The 18,434-nt window shown below is 60.8% G+C and carries 14 protein-coding genes and 1 pseudogene; 10 read left to right on the top strand and 5 right to left on the bottom strand.

The window, feature by feature from the left end:
• Window positions 1-40: 40 nt before the first annotated feature.
• From PQR32_RS09005 to PQR32_RS08995, 3 genes are all read left to right on the top strand, one after another.
• Window positions 41-1,003 carry a substrate-binding domain-containing protein gene (locus tag PQR32_RS09005; protein ID WP_408224679.1) on the top strand — a complete coding sequence of 321 codons (963 nt, stop codon included), beginning with the start codon at window positions 41-43 and terminating at the stop codon, window positions 1,001-1,003.
• A 78-nt stretch (window positions 1,004-1,081) separates the two neighbouring features.
• Entirely contained in the window at window positions 1,082-2,131 is a 1,050-nt protein-coding gene (locus tag PQR32_RS09000; protein WP_408224677.1) for a sugar phosphate isomerase/epimerase family protein, read from the top strand.
• Window positions 2,132-2,163: 32 nt separating this feature from the next.
• Entirely contained in the window at window positions 2,164-3,315 is a 1,152-nt protein-coding gene (locus tag PQR32_RS08995) for a Gfo/Idh/MocA family protein (RefSeq protein WP_408224675.1), read from the top strand.
• A gap of 46 nt (window positions 3,316-3,361) precedes the next feature.
• On the opposite strand, the gene PQR32_RS08990 is transcribed toward PQR32_RS08995, so the two are convergent.
• The 4 genes from PQR32_RS08990 to PQR32_RS08975 all read right to left on the bottom strand — a co-directional run bounded on the left by PQR32_RS08990 (window position 3,362) and on the right by PQR32_RS08975 (window position 7,050).
• A complete protein-coding gene (locus PQR32_RS08990; RefSeq protein ID WP_408224673.1) occupies window positions 3,362-4,576 on the bottom strand; it encodes a J domain-containing protein in 1,215 nt (404 codons plus the stop codon).
• Window positions 4,491-4,751, bottom strand: coding sequence for a hypothetical protein (locus PQR32_RS08985; protein WP_408224670.1), 261 nt, complete (start codon window positions 4,749-4,751; stop codon window positions 4,491-4,493). The genes PQR32_RS08990 and PQR32_RS08985 overlap by 86 nt, the downstream gene beginning before the upstream one ends.
• A 155-nt stretch (window positions 4,752-4,906) precedes the next feature.
• Window positions 4,907-6,076: an ABC transporter substrate-binding protein gene (locus PQR32_RS08980; RefSeq protein WP_408224667.1), complete on the bottom strand. Its 1,170-nt coding sequence runs from the start codon at window positions 6,074-6,076 to the stop codon at window positions 4,907-4,909.
• Window positions 6,077-6,108: 32 nt separating this feature from the next.
• Entirely contained in the window at window positions 6,109-7,050 is a 942-nt protein-coding gene (locus PQR32_RS08975) for a CysB family HTH-type transcriptional regulator (protein WP_007175965.1), read from the bottom strand.
• Window positions 7,051-7,285: 235 nt separating this feature from the next.
• Between PQR32_RS08975 and PQR32_RS08970 the strand changes: the two genes are divergently transcribed.
• From PQR32_RS08970 to cobA, 6 genes are all read left to right on the top strand, one after another.
• The gene (locus PQR32_RS08970) at window positions 7,286-8,965 is read left to right on the top strand and encodes a nitrite/sulfite reductase (protein ID WP_408224665.1); all 1,680 of its coding nucleotides are present in this window, start codon (window positions 7,286-7,288) and stop codon (window positions 8,963-8,965) included.
• 22 nt (window positions 8,966-8,987) lie between these two features.
• A complete protein-coding gene (locus PQR32_RS08965) occupies window positions 8,988-9,527 on the top strand; it encodes a DUF934 domain-containing protein (protein WP_408224662.1) in 540 nt (179 codons plus the stop codon).
• Window positions 9,524-10,270 carry a phosphoadenylyl-sulfate reductase gene (locus PQR32_RS08960; protein WP_408224659.1) on the top strand — a complete coding sequence of 249 codons (747 nt, stop codon included), beginning with the start codon at window positions 9,524-9,526 and terminating at the stop codon, window positions 10,268-10,270. Before PQR32_RS08965 ends, PQR32_RS08960 begins: the two co-directional genes overlap by 4 nt.
• Before the next feature lie 109 nt (window positions 10,271-10,379).
• On the top strand, window positions 10,380-11,342 hold the full coding sequence (gene cysD, locus PQR32_RS08955; protein WP_408224656.1) for a sulfate adenylyltransferase subunit CysD: 963 nt from the start codon (window positions 10,380-10,382) through the stop codon (window positions 11,340-11,342).
• 25 nt (window positions 11,343-11,367) lie between these two features.
• Window positions 11,368-12,684, top strand: a complete 1,317-nt coding sequence (locus PQR32_RS08950; protein ID WP_116119209.1) for a sulfate adenylyltransferase subunit 1 — start codon at window positions 11,368-11,370, stop codon at window positions 12,682-12,684.
• Window positions 12,685-12,738: 54 nt separating this feature from the next.
• Window positions 12,739-13,503: a uroporphyrinogen-III C-methyltransferase gene (gene cobA / locus PQR32_RS08945; RefSeq protein ID WP_408224653.1), complete on the top strand. Its 765-nt coding sequence runs from the start codon at window positions 12,739-12,741 to the stop codon at window positions 13,501-13,503.
• Between the two features lie 6 nt (window positions 13,504-13,509).
• On the opposite strand, the gene PQR32_RS08940 is transcribed toward cobA, so the two are convergent.
• Entirely contained in the window at window positions 13,510-17,142 is a 3,633-nt protein-coding gene (locus PQR32_RS08940; RefSeq protein ID WP_408224650.1) for an enterotoxin A family protein, read from the bottom strand.
• 653 nt (window positions 17,143-17,795) lie between these two features.
• Here PQR32_RS08940 and PQR32_RS08935 point away from each other — a divergent pair.
• Window positions 17,796-18,247: pseudogene (locus PQR32_RS08935) on the top strand (hypothetical protein).
• Window positions 18,248-18,434 lie beyond the last annotated feature (187 nt).

Genomic DNA, 18,434 nt, shown 5'->3' with positions numbered 1-18,434 from the left:
AATCGGGGCGCACGAACGCCTCACAAAAGGAGACACAACCATGAAGCAGGTCATTCGAGCGGTCGGCGCCGGCATGCTGGCGTTGGGGATACTGGGCACGGCGAACATTGCGCGTGCCGATGAAAAAGTCACGTTGGGCGTCGCGATTCCAACGGCCGACCACGGCTTCACGGGCGGCATCGTCTGGTGGGCGAACAAGGCCAAGACCGATCTGGAGAAGGCGCATCCCGATCTGAAGGTAATCGTGAAGACCGCGGCCGGCGCGCCCGAACAGGCGAACCAGTTGCAGGATCTCGTGACGGTCAACAAGATCAATGCGCTCGTGATCTTCCCGTTTGAATCGGCCTCGCTCACGCAGCCGGTCGCGCAGGTGAAAAAGAAGGGCGTGTATGTGACGGTGGTGGATCGCGGCCTGACCGACACCAGCGCGCAGGATGCGTACGTGGCGGGCGACAACACCGCGTTCGGCAAGATTCCCGCCGAGTATCTGGCGAAAGCGCTCGACGGCAAGGGCGACATCGTTGCGCTGCGAGGCATTCCGACGACGCTCGACAACGAACGCTGGACCGCATTTACGGGCGTGCTGAAGGCGTATCCGAACATCAAGATCCTCGACGCCAAGTACGCGAACTGGAATCGCGACGACGCCTTCAAGGTCATGCAGGACTATCTGACGCGCTTCAAGCATATCGACGCCGTCTGGGCCGCGGACGACGACATGGCCGTCGGCGTGATCAAGGCGATCGAGCAGGCCAAGCGCACCGACATCAAGATCGTGTTCGGCGGCGCAGGCTCGAAGGGCATGGTGAAGAACGTGATGGATGGCGCGCCGATGATCAAGGCCGACGTGTCGTACTCGCCGAAGTTCATCTACGACGCCATCAAGCTCACCGCCGAAGCGCGCCTGAAGGGCGACAAGCTGCCGCCCACCACGATCATTCCGTCGGTGCTGATCACCAAGGAAAACGCGCAGCAGTTCTATTTCCCGGACTCGCCGTTCTGACCTGAGCATCCGGGGCGCGCCGCCGGGCCTTCTGCCGCAGCGGCGCGGCGAGCGCGCCCTCGTTCGAGGAACCGTACGATGAAAACCATCAAAGGGCCGGCGATCTTTCTCGCCCAGTTCATGGGCGACGAGGTGCCGTTCGACAACCTCGCGCATCTTGCCGAGTGGGCCGCGGGTCTCGGCTTCAAGGGGATTCAGGTGCCATGCGACAGCCGCCTGATCGATCTCGAACAGGCGGCGGCGAGTCAGACGTATTGCGACGAGTTGCGCGAGGTCGCGGACGACGCGGGCGTGACGATCACCGAACTCTCGACGCATCTGCAAGGGCAACTCGTCGCCGTGCATCCGGCCTATGATGCATTGTTCGACGGCTTTGCCGCGCCGCATGTGCGGGGCGATCCGGCAGCGCGTACGCAGTGGGCGATCGACCAGATGAAGCTGGCGGCGAAGGCTTCACAGCGTTTGGGATTGAGCACGCACGTGTCGTTTTCAGGGGCGCTGGCGTGGCCGTATTTGTACCCGTGGCCGCAGCGTCCGACAGGTTTGGTCGAGGCCGCGTTCGACGAACTCGCGCGCCGCTGGACGCCGATTCTCAATGCGTTCGACGACGCCGGCGTCGACGTGTGCTACGAACTGCATCCAGGCGAGGATCTACACGACGGCGTGACCTTCGAGCGTTTTCTCGACGCGGTGAAGCAGCATGCGCGCGCGAACATTCTGTACGACCCGAGTCATTTCGTTTTGCAGCAGCTCGACTACCTTGCGTTCATCGACATCTATCACGAGCGAATCAAGGCGTTCCATGTGAAGGACGCGGAGTTTCGTCCGAACGGCAAGCAGGGCGTGTATGGCGGATACAGCGGCTGGGTCCAGCGCGCCGGGCGCTTCAGATCGCTCGGCGACGGGCAGATCGATTTCGGCGCGATCTTCTCGAAGATGGCGCAATACGATTTCCCCGGCTGGGCGGTGCTCGAATGGGAGTGCGCGCTGAAGCATCCGCACGACGGCGCGCGTGAAGGCGCGGAGTTCATTCGCCGGCACATCATCCGCGTGGCCGAGCATGCATTCGACGACTTCGCCGGCAGCGGTGTGGACGCCGCGCAGTTAAAGCGCGTGCTCGGCATCTGACGCCCGCGAACAACCGCAAAGGAGCAGGGACGATGCCACAACGAAGGCTCAGGCTTGGGATGGTCGGCGGCGGGCAGGGCGCGTTCATCGGCGCGGTGCATCGGATCGCGGCGCGGCTCGACGATCGTTTCGAATTGGTGGCGGGCGCGCTGTCGTCCGATCCGCAGCGCGCGCAGGCGAGTGCCGATGAGGCCGGGATCGCGCGCAGCTACGCGGACTGGCGAGAGATGGCGCGCGCCGAAGCCACGCGCGATGACGGTATCGACGCGGTGGCGATCGTCACGCCGAATCATCTGCACGCGCCGGTGGCGACGGCGTTTCTCGAAGCCGGGATTCATATCGTGTGCGACAAGCCGCTGGCGATTTCGCTGGCGGAAGGCGAGGCGCTGGCGAAACTGGCTCGCGAGAAGAACAAGTTGTTTGCATTGACGCATACATACTCCGGCTATCCGCTGGTGCGTCATGCCCGCGAGTTGATTGAAAGCGGCGAGCTGGGCGAAATACGCGTCGTGCAGGTCGAGTACGCGCAGGACTGGCTGGCGGAACCGATCGAAACGAGCGGCACGAACAAGCAAGCGGGCTGGCGCACGGATCCTGCGTTAGCGGGGCCGGCGGGATGTCTCGGCGATATCGGCACGCATGCGTATCATCTTGCCGCTTTCGTCACGGGCATGACGCCGCACGCACTCGCGGCGGAAGTGCATACCTTCGTGCCGGGGCGTCGCATTGACGATCATGTGCAGGCGATGCTGCGTTATCCGAACGGCGCGCGCGGCATGCTATGGGCGAGCCAGGTGGCGAGCGGTGCGGAGAATGCCTTGCGTTTGCGGGTGTATGGAACGAAAGCCGGTCTTGCGTTCGATCAGGAGCAGCCCAATGAATTGTGGTTCACGCCATTGGGCGGCGCGGCTGAACGGCTGACGCGAGGGCGCGTGAAGAGCGCAATCGCGGCTCATGCGACGCGCGTGCCGTCAGGACATCCTGAAGGTTATCTGGAGGCGTTTGCGCAGTTGTACAAAGACGCGGCGTTGCAGATCGAAGCGTTGAATGAAGGTCGCGCGTTGCCCGCCGAAAGCCTGTTGCTCACGACGGTGGAGGACGGTGTGGCGGGGCTGCGTTTTATCGACGCCATGCTCGCGAGCAGCGCGGCTGACGGGGAGTGGCGCGAGATAAAACCCGCTTGACCTTGGATGGGTGCCGCGTGCCGCGTAGCGGCGAAAGGCTTTCGCTTCAACGCTTTCTGATTTTTAACCAGACTTTGAGCGCGCCGAGATCCTGAAACTCCACGAGATCGTGCTCGAGCGAATCGATCTGATCTTGCAGCATGTAGAGGTCCGCCATCAGCCCGTCCATGACCTTCTTCGGCGTGATGGAAGCCATTGGGTCGATCCCGAAGCGTTCCTTGAAGGTCATTTCGACCAACACGATTTCGTCGTCGAGTTCGGCGACCTGCTCTTTCAGTATTCTGTTGTAGTGTTTGAGCCGGTCTTCGCTCAGACTATCGATCGCGTTCTGATCGATGTGTTCCAGTTGCAGCTGTAATGCGAGCAGGCGCAGCAGATTCTTCTTGCTGTACGCTTCGTTCACTCGCTGCATCAACAAGGTTTTCCGTTTGCGTTCTTCCGGGTCGCTTTCGCGATCGGGATGCAACGCGCTAGCCAGCTTGCGATAGACCTCGCGAATTGAGCGGCTCATTTGCGCTTCTTCTTCCGCGCGCCGCGCTTCGGCCGCTATCTGCTTTGCCGTCTTCTTTTTCGCGGCGCTTTGCGCCTGGCGCGCCTGATGTTCCGCCGCTTGCGCGGCATCTTCCTGTTCGATGTGCGCCTGCAGGCGATCGAGTACGGCATCTGGCGAGTTCATGTCGATGTCGTCTAGCTCGACGCCTAATACCGTCTCCAACATCGATTTCATTTCGTCTAACTCGGACGCTTTGTCGTCGTCGTAGTTGGACTCGCTGTGCCGGTTGTATAGCGCTTTTAACTCGTCGCTATCTTCTTGCGCGAGGCACGTCGCCGCCAGATCGGCAATCACCGCTGAAAGGGTGCGCCGCTCGGTCTGCGTGACGCGTTTCTGGTTGCTTTGCTCGTCGAGAAGGTGTGCCATCCGCGCACGCAAATGTTGCATCTTTTGCGTCAGCGGCAGCAGTTCATTGACATACTTCTGCTGGAAAGCCGGCTCCAACTCCTCCCACCCGGTCAACCTCGCGCGCCGCTTTTCGATCTGTTTGATCAGCGTGTTGAACGCTTTCTGGCCCTTTGACAGGGTGGGCTGATTGTGGTCCGGCGCGATGCTGACGGGCTTAGCGCTTGGCTTGGTCATGTGGCGGATATCTTGGGTCGCCAAATCAGTGCAACGCTGCCTAGCTGCCCTTGCTCTTCTTGAGCTGCTCTTCGAATGCGATATCGAGCTTGCTTGCTTTGCGCGGTTTGGGCGGACCGAAAGCATCGACGAATTTGACGAAGTCGTCGAGCGTCAGCGGATCTGAGACTTTTTTGTCCGTGCCGCTCGATTTGTCGACCAGATAAAACAGGCCGCCTGACAGACTGATCGCGGCGAACTGTGGGTTGCCGCTGCGGGTTTTCAACCGCTCGACGGCGTGGATGGCTCGCGTGGTGCGCATGATGGGGGGAAGCGGCTAATTGAAGCTATGCACTTTAACAGCAATACGCCGCGCGCCTGACTGTCGGTGTCTGAACTGGTCAAGACCCAGCAATGAGGTTCACCCCGAACAAAACGTTGGGAAGAACGGCGAACGGCGAATGTGGACGGGTTGGCTCACTGGCTTAAATAAACGAACTTGCCGTTCCTGATAGTGCCCATCACGCTAGCGCGCTGATCCAGACCCACGTGATCCTTGGGGCTCGTGTTGACCACGCCGTTCGGCACGACCAGCTCATGCGCGTGCTCCAGCTCGTCGCGCAGCGCGGTGCGGAACGCCGGCGTGCCCGGCTGCGCCGTCTTCAACGCGCGGGCCACCGCGTCCTGCAAACGCGGGTACACGCCGGCTGCATCGCCCGCGAACTGCGTCACGCTGCCCGCGCCGTACTTCGCTTCATATTCGTTCGTAAAGGCAAGCGCCGCCTTTTTCGCCGGATGATCGGCCGGCAGCGTGCGCGCCACCACGACCGGCTGGGTCGGGAACAGCGTGCCTTCCACGTCCTTGCCGCCCAGCTTGATGAACTCGGGCGTGGCGATGCCGTGCGTCTGGTAGATCGGACCTTTGAAGCCGCGCTCGATCAGCGTGCGTTGCGGCAGCACGGTCGGCGTGCCGGCGCCGGCGATCAGGATCGCGTCCGGCTTGGCGGCCATCAGCTTCAGAATCTGGCCGGTGACGCTCGCGTCGGTGCGGTTATAGCGCTCGGTGGCGACTAGCTGGATATGGCGCAGCGCCGCGAACTTGCTGAACTCGTTGAGCCAGCTTTCGCCGTAGCCGTCCGCGAAACCGATGAAGCCCACCGTCTTCACGTTGTGGTTCGACATGTAGCGCGTCATCACGTCGGCCATCGCGCTGTCGGTCTGCGCCATCTTGTAGGCCCACACCTTCTTGCCTTCCTGCGGTTCGACCACGCTTGCCGAGCCGATCAGCGTAATCATCGGCGTCTGGCTTTCGGCGACCGGATCGAGCGCGGCCATTGCCGCCGGCGTAATGTTCGGGCCGACGATCACGTCCACGTGATCCTCGTTGATCAGCTTGCGGATGTTGCGCACGGCGGCGCCCGGGTCGGAGGCGTCGTCGAGGAAGATGTAGTCGGCTTTCTGGCCGGCGATCGTGGTGGGCCACATCAGCATCGCGTTCTTGCTGGTGATGCCGATCACGGCCGCCGGGCCGGTGCTCGACAGATCGATGCCGACCTTGATGTCGGCGTGTGCAGCGGTGGCGAGCAGGAGCGCGCCAAAACCAAAAGCGGCGGCGAGGCCGTTGAATTTCTTGTTATACGACGTCATCGAGGGTCTCCGTGGCAACAAGCGTGGTGATGTCAAAGTTCGTAGGTTTCGTGTTCGCCCTTGAGCGCCTGCTCGATCAGCTTGCGATTCATGCTCGGCGACAGCAGTTCAACGAGCGTATACACATAGCTGCGCAGATAGGCGCCCTGTTTCAGTGCGACCCGCGTCACATTGCTGCCGAACAGGTGGCCGACCGGCATCGCGCGCAAATGGCGGTCGCGCTCGGCGTTGAACGCGATATCCGCCATGATGCCGACGCCGAGGCCCAGTTCCACATAGGTCTTGATCACGTCGGCGTCGATCGCCTCCAGGACGATGTCCGGATGCAGCCCGCGCAGGCGGAACGCCTCGTTGATCTTGGTGCGGCCGGCGAACGCGTTGTCGTAAGTGATCAGCGGATATTGGGTCAGATCATCCAGCGACAAAAGTTTGCGGTCGAGCAGCGGATGATCCGGCTGCATCACCGCGACGTGGTGCCACTGGAAGCAGGGTAGCGAGACTAGCTCTTTATAGTTAGCGATCGCTTCCGTGGCGATGCAGAGGTCGGCCTGGTCGTGAATGACCATCTCGGCCACTTGGGTCGGGCTACCTTGCAGGATCGAAAGGTGGACTTTCGGGAAGCGCTTTTTGAATTCGGCGATAGCGGCGGGCAGCGAGTAGCGCGCCTGCGTGTGGGTCGCGGCGATCACCAGATTGCCTTGATCTTGCGCCGCGTAATCTTTACCGACTCGCTTGAGGCTCTCCACTTCCTGCAGAATCTTCTCCACCGACTGCAAAATGATGCGTCCCGGCTCGGTCAGCGAGCGCACGCGCTTGCCGTGCCGCGTGAAGATTTCCACGCCGAGCTCGTCTTCCAGCTCGATGATCGCCTTGGAAACGCCTGGCTGGCTTGTAAACAGTGCCTTGGCCGCTTCCGTGAGGTTGAAATTCTGCCGCACAGCCTCGCGGACGAAGCGGAATTGATGCAGGTTCATATATAACCTCTCCGCATATCAAAAGAATTTTTTAGTCGTTTGAAATATAAGGCGAGTTTATTACGATCTGTCCATCTTTTTCAATATGGATATCTGTATTTGTCATAAGCAAATGAGCGATGGGTCTAAACGTTCGTCTGCGAATGGTGACAAACAGAGGTATCCAAGGCGCGGCGAAACCGGGTGGCCGGCCCCCGGATCGCTGCGTATCACTGCAAAAAATTGGGGTCCCCGAATGTACCAATACGATCAGTACGACCAGACCATCGTCGATGAACGGGTCGCGCAGTACGCCGATCAGGTTCGCCGCCGCTTGTCGGGCGAATTGAGCGAAGAGGAGTTCCGTCCGCTGCGCCTGCAGAACGGCCTGTACATGCAGCGTCACGCGTACATGCACCGCATCGCGATTCCGTATGGCAACCTGCGCAGCGACCAGATGCGCGTGCTCGCCCAGATCGCGCGCGAACACGATCGCGGCTACGGCCACTTCTCGACGCGCTCGAACATCCAGTACAACTGGATCAAGCTCGAAGAAACGCCGGAAATCCTGCGCAAGCTCGCCGCTGTGCAAATGCACGGCATTCAGACCTCGGGCAACTGTATCCGCAACATCACCGCCGACCAGTTCGCCGGCGTGGCGCCGGATGAATTCGTCGATCCGCGTCCTTGGGCCGAAATTCTGCGTCAATGGTCGACGTTCCACCCGGAATTCGCGTGGCTGCCGCGCAAGTTCAAGATCGCCGTGTCGGGTTCGAAGGAAGACCGCGCTGCCGTGCAGATTCACGACATGGGCGTGTATCTGCGGAAGAACGAACAGGGCGAGCTGGTGGCCGATATCCTGGCCGGCGGCGGCATGGGCCGTACGCCGATCATCGGCGCGATCATCCGTAAAGATCTGCCGTGGCAACATTTGCTGACGTATTGCGAAGCCGTGCTGCGCGTGTACAACCGCTACGGCCGCCGCGACAACATGTACAAGGCGCGCATCAAGATTCTCGTGAAGGCGTTGAGCCCGGAGAAATTCTCGGCGCAGGTCGAAGAAGAATGGCAGCACCTGAAGGACGGTCCTTCGACGCTCACGCAAGCCGAAGTGGATCGCGTGTCGCAGTACTTCCAGCCGCCGGTGTACGAAAAGCTGCCGGACACGGACGCTTCGTTCGAAAACCATCTGCTGGAAAACCGTGCGTTCGCCCGTTGGGTCGAGCGTAACGTGCGTCCGCACAAGGTGTCGGGCTATTCGTCGGTCACCTTGTCTTTGAAGCCGACCACGATTGCCCCCGGAGATGCAACGGATACGCAAATGGAAGCCGTCGCCGATTGGGCCGACGAGTACTCCCTCGGCGAAATCCGCGTGTCGCACGAACAGAACCTGATTCTTGCGAACGTGAAGAAGCGCGACCTGTTCGCGCTGTGGGAAAAGGCCAAGGCGCAAGGTTTTGCGACGCCGAACATCGGCCTGCTGACCGACATCATCGCGTGCCCGGGCGGCGACTTCTGCTCGCTCGCGAATGCGAAGTCGATTCCGATCGCGCTGGCCATTCAGGAACGCTTCAACGATCTGGACTACGTGTACGACCTCGGCGACGTGTCGCTGAACATCTCGGGCTGTATCAATGCGTGCGGCCACCACCACGTCGGCAACATCGGCATTCTGGGCGTCGATAAGGACGGCTCGGAGTGGTATCAGGTGACGCTCGGCGGCGAGCAGGGCACGGGCGCTACTGGCGCGCACCTCGGCCGCGTGATCGGCCCGTCGTTCTCGGCAGAAGAAATGCCGGACGTGATGAGCAAGGTGATCGATACGTTCGTGGAAAACCGTCACGAAGGCGAGCGTTTCATCGAAACGTATAACCGCATCGGCATCACCCCGTTCAAGGAACGCGTGTACGCCTCGCGTCAACCGGCTCACGCGTAACCGCGAAAAGGATACTGAACAGATGGCTTCTATCATCAAGAACCGCGCGATCGTCAACGATGACTGGACGGTGGTGCGCGCCGCTGAAGACGGCACGCTGCCCGCAGTCGATGCATTGCCCGCAGGCAAAGTGCTGGTACCGCTCGCGTTGTGGCAGGCTTCCCGCGATGCGCTGATCGCATCGCGCAGTACCGCTGAAATCGGCGTGTGGCTCCCGGCGGATAGCGAACCGGCGGATATCGTCGCCGACTTCGACAAGGTCGCGCTGATCGGCGTGGATTTCCCGGTGTTCCGCGATGGCCGCGGCTATAGCATCGGCCGACTGCTGCGCGAGCGTTATGGCTACAAAGGCGAACTGCGCGCGATCGGCGACGTGCTGCGCGATCAGCTGGCGTTCATGTTCCGTTGCGGCTTCGATGCTTACGCATTGCGCGCCGACAAAGACTTCGACGACGCGCTCAAAGCGTTCGACGAATTCAGCTTTAACTACCAGGGCGCGGTGAATTCGTCGCCGCTGTTCCGTCGCCGTGAAGCAGGCGAGTTGGCGAAGGCCTCGGCATGAGCGAAGTTCAAGCCCTCACGCCGGAGCTCGCCGCGAAGGTCGAACGCCTCGATGCGCTGCTCGACTCGATCGCCGCGCGCCACGAGAACGTGAAGCTCGCCAGCAGCCTCGCGGCGGAAGACATGCTGCTCACGCACGCGATTCTGTCGCGCGGTGTGAAGATCGGCATCTTCTCGCTGAATACGGGCCGTTTGCATGCGGAAACGCTGGCCATGCTCGATCGCGTGAAAGAGCGTTACGGCTACGACATCGAACAGTTTCATCCGCAAGCCGCGGCGGTCGAGGAATACATCGGCTCGCACGGTCTGAATGCTTTCTATGAAAGTGTCGATCTGCGCAAGCGCTGCTGCGAAATCCGCAAGGTCGAGCCGTTGAACCGCGCGCTGTCGGATGTCAGCGCATGGGTCACGGGCCAGCGTCGCGAGCAGTCGGTGACGCGTGCTGAGTTGCATGCGGAAGAGCACGACGCCGCGCGCAATATCGCGAAGTTCAATCCGCTGACCGACTGGACCGAGGCCGAAGTGTGGGCCTACCTGAAAGCGTTCGACGTGCCGGTCAATCCGCTGCATGCGCGCGGCTATCCGAGCATCGGCTGCGAGCCTTGTACGCGCGCCGTGCGCCCCGGTGAAGACAGCCGGGCAGGGCGCTGGTGGTGGGAGTCGCGCGATACGAAGGAATGCGGACTGCACATCACGACGATTACGCCGATCGCGGTCGACCGCGGCGCAAACGCCCAGGCCTGAAGGTTGAGTGAGCGGGCTTGGTTTTTAGCCCGAACGCCGCACATATCGATTTGAATACTTCCGCGACGCGAGCAACCGCTTGCGACGCGAACCAACGAAGGACCCAAACATGAGCACCACGCTCGATTCCACTGTGAACGCACCGCTCGCCAATACGGCAAACCGTATGGATCACCTCGACTGGCTCGAAGCCGAGTCGATTCATATCCTGCGCGAACTGGTCGCTGAATGCAGCAAGCCCGCGCTGCTGTTTTCGGGCGGCAAGGATTCGGTCGTGGTGCTGCACCTCGCGCTGAAGGCCTTCGGCATCGGCGCGAATCGCAAGACTGTGCTGCCGTTCCCGCTTGTGCATATCGACACCGGCCACAACTATGAAGAAGTGATCGACTTCCGCGATCGTCGCGCGGAAGAGATTGGCGCGGAACTGGTGGTTGGTCACGTGGAAGATTCGATCAAGCGCGGCACGGTGCGTCTGCGCCGCGAAACGGATTCGCGCAACGCCGCGCAAGCCGTGACGCTGCTCGAAACCATCGAACAGTATGGCTACACCGCGCTGATCGGCGGCGCGCGCCGCGACGAAGAAAAGGCCCGTGCGAAAGAACGGATCTTTTCGTTCCGCGATGAATTTGGTCAGTGGGATCCGAAGGCGCAACGCCCGGAACTGTGGAGCCTGTATAACGCGCGTCTGCATAACGGCGAACATCTGCGCGTGTTCCCGATTTCGAACTGGACCGAACTCGACGTGTGGCAGTACATCGCTCGCGAACAGCTCGAACTGCCGTCCATCTACTACGCGCATCAACGCGAGATCGTGCGCCGCAATGGCCTGCTCGTGCCGGTTACGCCGCTCACGCCGATGCGTGAAGGCGAAGTCAGCGAAAGGGCGCTGGTGCGCTTCCGTACCGTCGGCGATATCAGCTGCACGTGCCCGGTGGAAAGCGATGCGGACGATCTCGAGAAGATCATCGCCGAAACGGCCGTGACCGAAATCACGGAACGCGGCGCGACGCGGATGGACGATCAGGTCTCCGAAGCCGCGATGGAACAGCGTAAGAAGCAAGGTTATTTCTAAGCACACGGACGAGGGTAAAGCAATCATGAGCGGTATTCACCAACCAGAAGACCTCGGCGTGCTGCGTTTCATTACCGCGGGTAGCGTCGACGATGGCAAGAGCACGTTGATCGGCCGCCTGCTGTACGACAGCAAGGCTGTGCTTTCAGATCAACTCTCGGCGCTGTCGCGCGCGAAGAATAAACGTACCGTCGGCGACGAAATCGATCTGTCGCTGCTGACGGACGGCCTCGAAGCCGAGCGTGAGCAGGGCATCACGATCGACGTCGCGTACCGTTACTTCGCGACTGCGAAGCGCAAGTTCATCATCGCCGACACGCCGGGCCACGAGCAGTACACACGCAATATGGTGACGGGCGCGTCGACCGCGCACGCGGCGATCATTCTCGTCGACGCAACGCGCGTGACGTTTGTCGATGGCGTCGCGCAGTTGCTGCCGCAAACCAAGCGTCATAGCGCGATCGTCAAGCTGCTGGGTTTGCAGCACGCGATCGTCGCCATCAACAAGATGGACCTGGTCGATTACAGCGAGCAGCGCTTCAACGAAATTCGCGACGCGTATGTCGAACTCGCGCGTCAACTCGGTTTGAGCGATGTGCGCTTCGTGCCGGTGTCCGCGCTGAAGGGCGACAACATCGTGACGGCGAGCGAAAGCATGCCGTGGTATGCGGGCGAGCCGCTGCTGGACCTGCTCGAAGCGTTGCCTGTCGAAGTGCCGACGGGCCAGGCGCTGCGTTTCCCGGTGCAGTGGGTGGCGCGCCAGGATGGCAGCCAGGCCGACGATTTCCGCGGCTACATGGGCCGTGTCGAAGCTGGTGAAGTGAAGCTCGGCGACACGATCGTCGTGTTGCCGGCCAATCGTGAAGCGACGGTTGCTGAAATCATTGCGCCGGTGCCGGGTGGCACGGCTGCGGTGGACCGCGCGTTCGCGGGTCAAACGGTGACGATCCGTTTGGCGGAAGACGTCGACGTGTCGCGTGGTGACACCTTCGTGTTGCGTGAAGCGGCGCCCGAACCGGCGAAAAAGCTGGAAGCCGATCTGTGCTGGTTCGACGACACGCCGCTGTCGACGCAACGCAAGTATCTGTTGAAGCAGACCACCAACACGGTGTTTGCGCGGATTGGTGCGATCAAGGAAGTGCTCGACGTGCATACGCTGTCGCAAGCGACCGATCGCAAGGATCTGACGATGAACGATATCGGCCGCGTGGCGCTGACGTTGCAAAAGCCGCTGGTGTGCGATGTCTATGACTCGCACCAGGGCACGGGTGCATTCGTGCTGATCGACGAAGCGACGCATCATACCGTTGCGGCGGGGATGATTCGGGCGTTTTCGGCTTGAGCGCCTGGCACGTCACTGCGTCGTGCTGGCGACCTAACGGACAGGTTTAGGCAAATGGGTAAGGTTAAGGTTTATCTGATCGGCGCGGGGCCGGGCGCTGCGGACCTGATTACGGTGCGTGGGGCGCGGCTGCTCGGTTTGGCCGATGTCGTGCTGCATGATGCGCTGGTCGAGCCGGCTATGTTGGACTATGCGCCTTCGCACGCGCGGCGGATTGCCGTTGGGAAGCGTTGCGGGCAGCTTTCCACTGCGCAGCAGTTCATCAATAAGCAGATTGTCGATGCCGCGCTCGAGCACGACGTGGTGGTGCGCCTGAAAGGCGGCGACCCGATGCTGTTCGGCCGCGCCGACGAAGAAATGCGAGCGCTGGAAGCGGCCGGCATCGAGTACGAGGTGGTGCCGGGGATTACCGCGGCGCTGGCGAGCGCGGCTTCGTTGAAGCGCTCCCTGACGCTGCGTGGCGTATCGCGCAGCGTGGCGCTGGCGACCTTCAGTCGCGCGCAAGGGTCTGAGGAAATCCGCGAGCAGGTCAAGGCGGATTCACTGGTGTTCTACATGGGCCGCGATAGTGGTGTGAAGATCGCGCAGCAATTGATTGACGCGGGCCGGGATATCGGCACGCCGGTCGCGATCGTCGAGGCCTGCAGCACGGAGCGCGAGCGCACGCTGACGTTGACGCTGCAAGGGCTCGCTGCCGGCGAGGCAGTTGGGTGGGTCGAGGCGTCGCAGCCCAGCTTGCTGATGATCGGTGAAGCGTTCGCCGCGCGCGAGGCGGACGCGATGGTCCGCTCGGCGAAGGGAATGCTGGTCGCGGCTTGAGGGTAGCTATACCTTTGCCAGCTTGTCTTCCTGATCGAGGCGGCCGATTTCTCGCGCCTTGATGCCGTTCCATATCTCGTCGCTAATTGGGAAACCCGTGGAGACAATCGGGCCGGCTTGCCTCCATGTCCAGCCCGTTTGCTTGTCGTGCGTTGCCTCCCAGATCATCTCTCCTGAAACAGTGCGCACCTGGAGTTCGTTCTCGCTAGTTGCGGTCGCGTAATAGCCATCTTTGAAGAGCCAGGCGGCATTTTCGTTGAACAACTCGGGGGCAACTACGTCGGTCGCCCCAGAATATTGCAGGTATCCGATGTTTTGCTGCATATTGCGTGGCGGAATATCCAGCATCTCCAATTCCGTGGCGAAGTGCGTCGTGCCGGCCGGCAGCGCCGAATCCGGGTCCTGACTGAAGGCGTAGAGCTTTCGCCGGTTATAGGCCATGGCCTCCAGCGAATAGCTGTTCCTGTTGGACATGGGCGGCGTGACCGCATGGCCGGCAGGATCCTTCAATTCCCATTGCGACCAGCTACCGTTTGGATAGTTAGCGACGAATGGCGAAGAACCATAACCTACGTTCAGATACTTGTTGTCCTTCGCGTGAACGAGACGGCCACCGCTGAAACGAAACACCCCGTTCAAATCCTCCGGGTCCTCGGGAATTGGTCCGACTCGGAGATAACCGTCGCTGCCGACCAGTATCACCTTGTTGTAGTTCTTTGGATAATGGAGACGTCCGTCCTCGCCCATCGCGAATTGCCGTGTGTTTTCCGGGTACTTGTCTGCAGAGCTTTTCTCCGCAATATAAGGACGGTCGTAACGATCCGTATAAAGAATGTACGACCCTCCGCCATACGCCTCTATGGTCATCGGCCCGCGGTAATCTTCGCCGTTCGACTGTTTGGCCGCCGCCTGATTGATTTTCATCATGGCGTTCAGATAAAAGGCCGCCTGGGTCCGGTTGGGATCTTCCTTGGGGATCGCAGCGATCGTCTGGTCATTGTGTCGGCGTGTGCCTGCGAACGGTCTGTAGGCGGGCTCCTGCCAGGCCGAGCTGCCAGCAGGAAAACGCGCCAACTGTGGTTGCGCGCCTGCGGTTCGCAGATGGTCGTACACGTCCCAGCGAAAATTGTGGTTGGGTGTGTACTTCGTTGCGGGATTGTTATGCAGGTCTTCCGTGCGCCACCAGCCGACTACCTGCGTGTTGTCGATATGCCCCATCGCCGCATATTCCCTGTCTCTTCGCTCCAAGGCGTGTGGTCCAAGGCTGCCGTTGACATCCACCATGTTGGGGGAGGCCGCGATGACGTAGACGTATCCGGGGCGGGGCTGATGCTGCTGGCGTATGACGGCAACCGACGGAAGAGCGAAAGTGCCGAGATAGCCGGCGCTGTCCGTCTCCCCCTCGTGTGAGGCAACGTCGAAATTGTGCATTCGCAGATTGATCTCGCTCAGCGGTGTCCATTCGGCGTCGAAGCCGCCTTGCCTGTTGACTTCTTCGGGTGTCTCCGTCGAAGGCCGGAAAAGTAGCCGCGGTTCGGCGTCCGGCCGGGAATCGACCGAACGTTTTTTCAATTCGTCGATATGCGCGCGCACGTAATCCTGAATGGAAGGCCGGTTATCGGCCGGCTCGGGCGGCAGATTAAAGTTCTCCGGTACGTGCGCGCCATCATTGGCGTGCTCCAGTCCACCCGCATGCTCCGCGCGGAGCAGCGTGACGTTCCGCACCGGAGAGGGAGGTTGTCTTTCAAGGGCCGGGAGGCTGGTGTCGGCGATGCTGGAATCATTGGAAAACCACGTGGTCGTCGCATGGTGGACGCCTCCCTCGTCGCTATATCCGGTATCGTAGATGCGGCGCATGGTGGACGCCAGATTCTGAAAACCTTGGTACACGAAAACCCCCGAGTTCGGGTCGTAAACCTGGTACTGATCGCTCGCATAGTCGTCCGTGGTGTTCATCCGCTGGATGATGACCGGCCGGCTGGGCTCTCGGTTCGACCCGCTAGCGGCTCGTGGGTTAAGCGTCAGATCGACTACCGCGAAGTCATTGGGATGGCGCGTCGTTGCATCTTCGCTGACGTACGGTTCGCTAAAGTGCGTCCTGAGATCGGTGACCAGCTCACCCGCGTTCGCCGTATGGAGCACGCCGCTGTGTCTGGTGTGGTTCGGTAATACGGTGGTAGAGGCTGTTTGATATCGTTCGTGCCCAACATTCAGAGCGTCGACGATACCCTGGTGCCCGTACGGATTGCTCAGCGAGCCACGTAGCAGGTTCGTGGCGGCAAGGAGATTGATCGATCTGCCCGACGCGACTTCCTGCAGCGCATAGCTGCCGACGCTCTCATTCGGACTGTGCAGGCCGGACGTTGCCGATCCTTGCGGGAAAAGTGCATCGAGCGATGTGTCGCTCCACGCCGTTGAACGCTCCTTGTAGATGATGTCATCGCAGCCGCCGTCGGGTGGGCTAATACCGGCCGCCCCCTGTTGCGGGGGAAGTTCGTCGACTGGCGTTCCGGCGTGCTGCGCGTTCGAATAGACCTGCATTTTGAAGGGAATGACGTCATACTGGTCTTGACGAACGTTAGAACGCGGCCCACCTGAAGCCTGGCCCATCTGGAAGGCGGAGTTCAGATATCTCTCTAACGCATGGGCCATATGGTCCCAGTCGGCGTATTGGAAGGCGCCATTGTTAGGATCGAAGATCGAATAGCGATTGTCAGGTCCCCGCTGGATCAGAAGGGCGTGCCCGCGCCTTACGTCTTTCTTCACCAAAGCCAACTGGACATAGGCCATATCATCGGGTTTCTGTAGCGAATCGTGTAAGCGGTCCAGAAACCGTTCAATGCGCCTTTGTTTTGTCCCCGTGCGGTCAAGAGTGACCGGCGCTTGCGATGTGTAGTGATTGAATCTGAGCCCGGTTCGGTTGTTCTGGAAGTTATTGATGCGGCCGAACATATCGTTCCGCGCAGGCGAGGACCGGCTGGCATCCGCACGCATGCCTTGAACCGCCGTGAGCGGCAACATGCGGCCAGTCGGGGATACTGTCGTGGGGACCCCGGGGGTGGTCGCGAGATCCATTCGCCGCATGACCTCTCGCACCATTCCTTCGCATAACCCGCCGTGCACCTGATCCTGGCTTTCCGGGTAATCGCGCTGATCGATTCGTTCGGAATCCACGGCGCCGTCCCTTAGCGCGTTGCCGCCGCGATCCATGACGCATTTGCTTGAACACACACCGCGTTCGACCCGTACGCTCTCGTGGGGCTCGGCAGCGTGTGCAGGCAGCGCGTGCGAGGGCGAGCCGGTGCGGAGCGCATGGCTGGCCGCGCGGCCGCTCCCTGCCGTTGACCTACCTTGTGTGGGCGACGTGCTTGCACTGAATGCATCGGACCCGTGCCGGCCAGCGTCGAGCTTCACGCGTTGGGACGTGGTGAGGCGAGGTCCGGGGGCGTTTCCAACTTGCGTGGTCGGCGGCGCGGGGTGGGCTTTTCCTGCCGCATCCGAGGCCTGCGTGCCCGTTTGCCCTGTACCGTTTTTGCAGATGTCTTGACTGGACGTTGAACCGTCTGCGTTCTGCTGATCGGCTGGGACGTCGTTGCTAACGCGAGGAGTGTAGCCTTGGTTTGCATCGGAGACTTGCATGGTCAATGCTCCAGGAAGTGGATTGCCGGAAATATCCAAGTGGATCCGGAAACACTATGAGGAACATCGTAGGAATGACGGCGCGTAGCGTGGTGGTAGCGGAGTATGGCGTGCGGGATCGATCACCCGCGGCGATTGTGGGTGCAACGGAAGGGACGTCCTGCTACATAGGGGCAGCGTTATTAGACCGGCATAGCATTCCGCTTTGGTGACGCGCCCTTTCTCTTTCCGGCGAGTGCTGCTCGCAGCCGCCGCGGTCCGTCAGCAAACAATCGTTCCGTTTTTTCGCCGACGTTTCCTCGGCGCTGTAGTCTTGTATTCAGGCGGACGCTTGGGAAGTTTCGGAATTGGTGATGGCACGCGAGTTTTAGCTCGCGCGGGTGATCACTTGGGAAGCGATACGTTTTAAACTCAATTCGCCGTCCATCAAGGACGGTCAGGCTTGGCAGCCTGCTCACCACGCACGTACTCCTGCTCCGGCGGGACGTGCGTCTGTTCCTGCGCGTCCTCTTGCTATGGGCGGGCCGTGATAGGGAGACCTACGGGTCTGCTGGTTTGGTGTGGTGCCAGTCTGCCAACCGTATCATTGTGCCCGCTCACCACTTTACAAGCGCGTGTCGGGCGATCTAGGTTAGTTTGAGGGAGATCGCGCCATGACTAAATCCGTCAAGAATTCACGCACCACGTCGCGCCCACCCGTTGACGCACTTCAATACGAAAAACTCGCCCTGTCCGCTTTTGGACTTGTTGAACGGCAACTGAGTCAACTGGACAAGTTAGCCACGTTTGTGGCTTCGATAGTTAGAGTCCGGCGGTGACGCGAGACGAAAGACATCGCCAGCGGAAACTGCTGGAACTGCTGTTGGACACTGTCGAGGACTACCAACGCGAAGTCGAGAATGACCGTGAGTTATACCAGGTCATCGCGCTCGATGCGAAGGGCATTCCTCAAAGCCGCATTACTGCGCGCCACGCGACGGACCTTCTGGCTAAGGCGACGCGGACAGCAACAGATAGCCGTGAACGTACGGGTGCAAAGAGGGTGATGGCGAACGGGCAGATGCGATTCAAAACGGTCACGCGTCGTACTTCGACGGCACACTGACAGTGGCTCACGGCCCCACCGCACACAGAATATCTCACTGGTTTTGAGCAGACCGTTCCGACGAGCGCGGAGCGCGAGGCGGGAAGAATGAGCGCCTTGTCACGAAAGCCGAATGTGCGAGAACGCAGATTCCAGATGCACCACTACCGCCACTGCGCGGGGGCCCCGCCTAAGAATTAGCGGTGTG

Source organism: Paraburkholderia dipogonis (genome assembly GCF_046027395.1).
Classification (GTDB): domain Bacteria; phylum Pseudomonadota; class Gammaproteobacteria; order Burkholderiales; family Burkholderiaceae; genus Paraburkholderia; species Paraburkholderia dipogonis_A.
Note: the sequence above shows the minus strand (reverse complement) of the source record. Positions and strands in the feature narration are given on the sequence as shown.